The organism is Natronohydrobacter thiooxidans (assembly GCF_001884735.1).
In the GTDB taxonomy this organism is placed as follows: domain Bacteria; phylum Pseudomonadota; class Alphaproteobacteria; order Rhodobacterales; family Rhodobacteraceae; genus Roseinatronobacter; species Roseinatronobacter thiooxidans_A.
Genome location: NZ_MJAP01000005.1, coordinates 1 through 5,936, shown reverse-complemented (window position 1 = coordinate 5,936; position 5,936 = coordinate 1). Strand labels below are relative to the sequence as shown.

Annotated in this window: 5 protein-coding genes and 1 pseudogene; 4 read left to right on the top strand and 2 right to left on the bottom strand. The window is 62.4% G+C overall.

Features of this window, described 5'->3' with window-relative positions; all coding sequences use genetic code 11:
- Positions 1–61 precede the first annotated feature (61 nt).
- Together BG457_RS05970 and BG457_RS20485 are read left to right on the top strand one after the other, a co-directional pair.
- Positions 62–307: a heavy-metal-associated domain-containing protein gene (locus tag BG457_RS05970; RefSeq protein ID WP_175546733.1), complete on the top strand. Its 246-nt coding sequence runs from the start codon at positions 62–64 to the stop codon at positions 305–307.
- A gap of 121 nt (positions 308–428) precedes the next feature.
- Positions 429–1,076: pseudogene (locus BG457_RS20485) on the top strand (transposase); the annotation flags it as partial.
- Positions 1,077–1,180: 104 nt separating this feature from the next.
- On the opposite strand, the gene cueR reads toward BG457_RS20485, so the two are convergent.
- Together cueR and BG457_RS05950 are read right to left on the bottom strand one after the other, a co-directional pair.
- Positions 1,181–1,639: a Cu(I)-responsive transcriptional regulator gene (gene cueR, locus BG457_RS05955; RefSeq protein ID WP_071796125.1), complete on the bottom strand. Its 459-nt coding sequence runs from the start codon at positions 1,637–1,639 to the stop codon at positions 1,181–1,183.
- Positions 1,640–1,665: 26 nt separating this feature from the next.
- Positions 1,666–4,188, bottom strand: a complete 2,523-nt coding sequence (locus BG457_RS05950) for a heavy metal translocating P-type ATPase (protein ID WP_071796124.1) — start codon at positions 4,186–4,188, stop codon at positions 1,666–1,668.
- Positions 4,189–4,383: 195 nt separating this feature from the next.
- Between BG457_RS05950 and BG457_RS20685 the strand changes: the two genes are divergently transcribed.
- Both BG457_RS20685 and BG457_RS20680 read left to right on the top strand, forming a co-directional pair.
- Positions 4,384–5,040, top strand: a complete 657-nt coding sequence (locus tag BG457_RS20685) for a transposase family protein (protein ID WP_084657489.1) — start codon at positions 4,384–4,386, stop codon at positions 5,038–5,040.
- Positions 5,041–5,097: 57 nt separating this feature from the next.
- A partial coding sequence (locus BG457_RS20680; protein WP_139257568.1) for a transposase occupies positions 5,098–5,936 on the top strand: 839 nt, incomplete at its 3' end.

Below are 5,936 nucleotides of genomic sequence, written 5' to 3'. Positions count from 1 at the left end.
TTGACCTTACCATCGCTGGAAGGCCGAGAGTGCAATGGTCAGAAACAAAAGGAGACTCACCATGTGCGGTGAACACAATCATGACGACGCGAATATTCAGGAAGCCGTGGCCGGCGCGCGTTTCAAGGTCGCTGAGATGAGCTGCAACCATTGCGCCGGTTCGATCCGCAAGGCCTTCGAGCAGCTCATGCCGGGCACAGCGATCGGCATCGATATCGGTGCGCGCGAGGTCACTGTGGCTGGCGATCCTGAAAGCGCCGCCAATGCGATCCGCGCTGCGGGCTACGAGCCTGAACTTCTTGCCTGAATTTCGCGGGCTCGGGCTGTCTGATCGAGACTTGAAACCTATAGAAGCGGCGACCGATGTGGCCGCTTCAGACTGCTGACAAAGTCCTCGCTTCTGGCGGGGACTTTTGATTCAATGGGTCATGTTGAAGAAACCCAGCCCCGTTCAGACCGAGCTTGAGATGGTGACGTGCGAAAGTCTGATCCCTTCCGATCATTTGTTGCGCAAGGTTGAGGCGGCGATTGATTTCCGCTTCATCCCTGATCTGACCGAAGCGCTTTACTGTCCCGATAACGGTCGCCCTCCGAACCCGCCCGAGATGCTCTTCAAGGCGCTGTTCATCGGCTATCTGTTCGGCATCCGCTCCGAGCGGCAGTTGATGCGGGAAATTGAAGTCAATGTCGCGTATCGGTGGTTCCTCGGGCTGTGGCTGACGGACCGGGTGTTTGATGCCTCCACCTTCAGCCAGAACCGCCGCCACCGCTTCGACGGCACTGAAGTGGCACAGCAGATTTTCGACCGGATCGTGGAGTAAGCGCTGCGCGCGGGTCTGGTGGGGGGCGAGGTGCTTTATGACCTGCAGCACGCATCTGAAGCCTCGGCCAACAAGGGCAAGTATGACACTAGCCTGATCGCGAAGCCCCGCGCGGCCTACTGGGATGATCTCGATCGCGCGGCCCGGGGCAAGCCGCCGCTGCCGCCCAGGGAACGCTCGCCCGAAGTGAAGCCCACCAAGCTCAGCCGCACCGATCCTGATGCGGGCTACATGGTGCGCGACGGCAAGCCGCGAGCAGTTTCAGGAAAAGTTGCAGACTTTTCTGCAGACTGCTGACATACCCGACCGCCGATGTGCCCGCTTCGTGTATGGCGTCACAAGGGGCCGCGCCGGGCAGATCACTGGTGTTGGCGGTGCGCCTTGGTGCTGATCGCGCCGGGGCGTTTCACAATCTCGATGCGGGCCGGGTCTGGTGCTTCCAGTTCCTTCAGAATGGGGCAGTCAGGGCGATCATTGCCACGGCAACACTCGGCCAGCGTTTCCAGCGTCGCGACCATGTCCTCAAGCTCGCGGATCTTCTGTTTCAGATCGGTGACATGAGCAAGCGCCAAACGTTTGACATCGGCGCTCTGGCGCGAGCGGTCGCGCCAGAGGCCAAGTAATTCACCTATCACGCTGACGCCGAAGCCAAGATCGCGGGCGCGGCGGATGAAGCGCAGCATATGGATATCCTGATCGCGGTAAACCCGGTAGCCCGAGCCGGTGCGCAGCGCTTGCGGGATCAGGCCGGTATCTTCGTAGTATCGGATCATCTTGGCAGAAACGCCTGTGGCCCGCGCTGCTTCGCCGATATTCATGTCGATGTCCTCCTGATGGTGTCAGATCATGCGGTTCGTGCCAGCGCGGGGGCCAAAGCGGGCGTGGGCGGGGTCGATGACCCCGCCACATCCTGCATCGGTGCGCGCCAGCGGCGCAGGCGCAGCGCGTTGCTCAGCACGCAGACCGAAGAGAGCGCCATCGCGCCCGCCGCGAAAATCGGTGACAGCAGGATCCCGAAGGCCGGCCAGAGGATCCCCGTCGCCACCGGGATCAGTGCGGTGTTATAGGCAAAGGCCCAGAACAGGTTTTGTTTGATGTTGCGCAGCGTGGCCTGCGACAGGGCGATGGCATTCGGCACCCCCTTGAGCGAGCCCGACATCAGCACCACCTGCGCCGCCTCGATGGCGACATCGGTGCCGGTGCCGATGGCGATGCCCACATCGGCCTCGGCCAGCGCAGGCGCGTCATTGATGCCATCGCCGACAAAGGCCAGCCGCCCATGCCTGGCCTTCAACTCGCGCACGGCGGCAACCTTGCCCTCGGGCAGCACCTCGGCCACCACTGCGTCGATGCCAAGCTGGCGGGCGATGGCCTGCGCGGTGCGGGCATTGTCGCCGGTGATCATGGCGACCGTCACGCCCAGATCATGCAGCGCGCGGATGGCGGCGGGGGTGGTGTCCTTGATCGGGTCGGCCACTGCGATGATGGCCGCAAGCTGGCCACCGATGGCGGCATAAAGCGGTGTCTTGCCCTCATCGGCCAGACGCGCGGCACTGGCCGCAAAAGTGCCGGTATCATGGCCCAGCTGCGCCATATAGCGATCCGCGCCGATCTCGACCGTCACGCCGCCAGCTTGCGCGGCAACGCCAAAGCCGGTCAGGCTGTCAAAGCCGGTGACTTCGGGCAGCGCCAGCCCCTCGGCCTCGGCCGCGGCGGTGATGGCGCGGGCGATGGGGTGTTCGGATTTTGCCTCAACCGCCGCGACGCGGGCCAGCACATCGGCGCGTTCAAAACCGGGGGCCAGATCCAGATCGGTCAGATGCGGCTTGCCCTCGGTCAGCGTGCCGGTCTTGTCCACCGCGACCACGCGGGCCTCTTTCAGCAGTTGCAGCGCCTCGCCCTTGCGAAACAGCACCCCCATTTCGGCACCCCGCCCGGTGCCCACCATGATTGAGGTCGGCGTGGCCAGCCCCATTGCGCAGGGGCAGGCGATGATCAGCACCGCCACCGCATTGACCAGCGCGAAGGTCAGCGCCGGGGCGGGGCCGAAACCCAGCCAGATGCCGAAAGTGACCACCGCCACGGCGATCACCGCCGGGACGAACCACATCGTCACCTTGTCAACCAGCGCCTGAATCGGCAGTTTGCTGCCTTGGGCCTCTTCGACCATGCGGATGATCTGCGCCAGCATCGTATCCCCACCGACAGCCGTGGCGCGGAAGGCAAACGCCCCGGTCTGGTTCACGGTGCCGCCGACGACGGTGGCGCCTGCGGCCTTTTCTACCGGGATCGGTTCGCCGGTGATCATGGATTCGTCGATATAGCTCGCGCCCTCGACCACCTCGCCATCGACGGGGATACGCTCGCCCGGCCGAACCTCGATGACATCATCGGGTGCGACCTGATCCACCGCGATTTCCACAACCTGGCCCCCCCGCCGGATGCGTGCGGTCTTGGCTTGCAAACCCACCAAACGTTTGATGGCCTCAGACGTGCGGCCCTTGGCGCGGGCCTCCAGATAGCGGCCCAGCAGAATCAGTGTGACAATCACCGCCGCAGCCTCGTAATAGACATTGACGGTGCCTTCGGGCAGCAGCGATGGCGCGAAGGTGGCGACCAGCGAATAAAGATAAGCCGCCATCGTACCGACCGCGACCAGACTGTTCATGTCCGGTGCCCCCCGCGCGAGCGCCGGGAAACCGTGGGCGTAGAAGCGGATGCCCGGAAAGGCCATGACCAGCGTCACCAGCACGAACTGGATCAGCCAGTTGGCCTGCATCCCGATACTGTGCATGATCAGATGATGCAGCGGCGGGATCACATGTGAGCCCATTTCCAGCACGAAAACCGGCAGCGTCAGCGCGCCTGCGATGATGACATCGCGGCGCAGCGCCTCGGCCTCGGCCTCGCGCCGTTCCGCGGCGCTGTCATCGCTGGTGGCCTGGCGCTGGCGGGCGGTGTATCCCGCGCCCTCGATCGCGGCAAGCAGGGCGGCGATATCGGCGGTGCCGGTGACGGTGGCGCGTTCGGTGGCAAGGTTGACCGTGGCCTCCGCGACCCCCGGCACAGCGGCCAGCGCCCGTTCGACCCGGCCCACGCAGGACGCGCAGCTCATCCCTTCGATCGACAGTTCCTGCCGCTCAGCAGGGACATCATAGCCCGCATCCTCGATGGCTTTCACCAGATCGGCGCGGCTGACCGGCGCGGCCAGCCGGATCTCGGCCCGTTCGGTGGCCAGATTCACATTGGCCTCGGCCACGCCGGGAACCCGTTTCAGGGCGCGTTCGACCCGGCCCACACAAGAGGCACAGGTCATACCCTGTATGGAGAGGCTGTGCGGCGCGGGGGAAGAGGCGGTCGTGCTCATGGGGTGTCCTGTCGTTGGAATCGCTGATCTGAATGAAGATGAGGCTTCCAGCCATGGGAAGGTCAAGACTTACATCAAAGATTCTACTTTAGTCACCTCAATCGGTTCTGTTGGTGACGCTTTGCCCTTAAATCGGTCATCCTCAATTTGTGTGTCACGGTCTGACCGAGCTTCACAGATTGAAAGGATAAGGCCGTGGTATCGAAGAAGCATTGGGCTCCAACCGCCAGCGTGGAGGTTGGTGAGGTCCGCCATTCTGCGACGGGTGCATGGGTCGTATCAGGCAGACTGGCTCCGAATGGCATCTGCCCAGAGTGCGGGACGTCCTCAAGACAACGACATGGTTGTCGGCGCCGGCGGATCGAGGATTTTCCTGCTCAGGGCCAAGCGGTTTGGATCGAGCTCAGAGTTTGTCGATGGCGATGTTTGAACTCGGATTGCCGCCGCCGCACGTTTTCCGATCGCGATGCGGCGGTGGCGACCCCTTATGCGCGCCGGACGTCTCGACAGGCGCAACTCTTAGGCCATATGGCGCACGCCGCTGGCGGCACCCCAGCTGAACGGCTCTTGCGGCGACTGGGTATCCGGGTCAGTGACGATACTATTCTTCGACAGTTGCTACGCGCAGCTCAAGTTGTTCCACCACGCGCACGGATCATCGGGATCGATGATTGGAGTTGGCGAAAGTCGCAGAACTACGGGACGATCATCATCGACCTCGAGCGTCGCGCCGTCATCGATGTTCTCGAAGATCGTGATGTCGTCACATGCACCGACTGGCTAAGGCGTCATCCTGAGGTGGAAGTCATAAGCCGGGATCGCTGCGGTCTCTACGCCCAAGCCGCCCGATAAGGAGCGCCGCAGGCGGAACAGGTCGCCGACAGGTTTCATATCGTGCAGAACCTTCGCATGGCAATTGAGGAGCAAATGAACCTGCACGGTCGTGCAACTGGCAGGGCCTTGCTCTCCGATGCAGACAACATCAGCACAGCTCAGAACCTTCTGAAATCACGTCTTGCCCATCGCAAGTCCAGAGAAGAGATTTTCAGGACCATTTCGGCACTTCGGCAGCAAGGGCTGACGTGCAGCGAGATCGGGCGGCGAACGGGGTTTCCCAGGCGTAGCGTCGCGAAATGGCTGCAGTTCGAGACGCCACCTGACCGAAAGCGCGCCGTCCTCAAGCGCTCCTCCGCGTGGTATTTTGAAGAGTACCTGAAGCAATGCTGGGAGAACGGTATTCGCAGCGGCAATGCATTGCTACCCTTGATCCAAGAACGTGGTTACGATGGCAGCCTGTCAAACTTGCAGCGGCTCTTGGCCGGATGGCGCAGAGCCGAAAAACAGGAACAAGAGGGACCCACCAAGGAAGATCAGATCCTTGCACCGGTCCGGGACCCGGAAACGGGGCATGCGATTTCCCCGGTTATCGCGGCCGCACTCTGCATCAAACCAAGAGGAAAATTCACCTTGGAACAAGCGAGAAAAGTCGAAGTTCTCAAGGAAGGCTCGCCAGCCTTCACAACAATGCGGCGCCTCGCCATGCGTTTCAATGGCATCTTGCGTGGTCGAAAAGCAGACCCGCTGCCCGCCTGGATCGACGATGCGATCGAAACGGACCTAGCGCCCGTCGTGCGGTTCGCCCGAACCTTGAACAGAGACATTGATGCGGTCAGGAATGCGATCGAAATGGAGTGGAGCAATGGTCAAGCCGAAGGCCAGATCAACCGATTGAAGACCTTGAAGCGCGC

Bases quoted from the DNA above. Each gene is read 5' to 3' on its own strand.
- cueR (WP_071796125.1), bottom strand. From the start codon at position 1,639: ATGAATATCGGCGAAGCAGCGCGGGCCACAGGCGTTTCTGCCAAGATG.
- BG457_RS05970 (WP_175546733.1), top strand. From the start codon at position 62: ATGTGCGGTGAACACAATCATGACGACGCGAATATTCAGGAAGCCGTG.
- BG457_RS05950 (WP_071796124.1), bottom strand. From the start codon at position 4,188: ATGAGCACGACCGCCTCTTCCCCCGCGCCGCACAGCCTCTCCATACAG.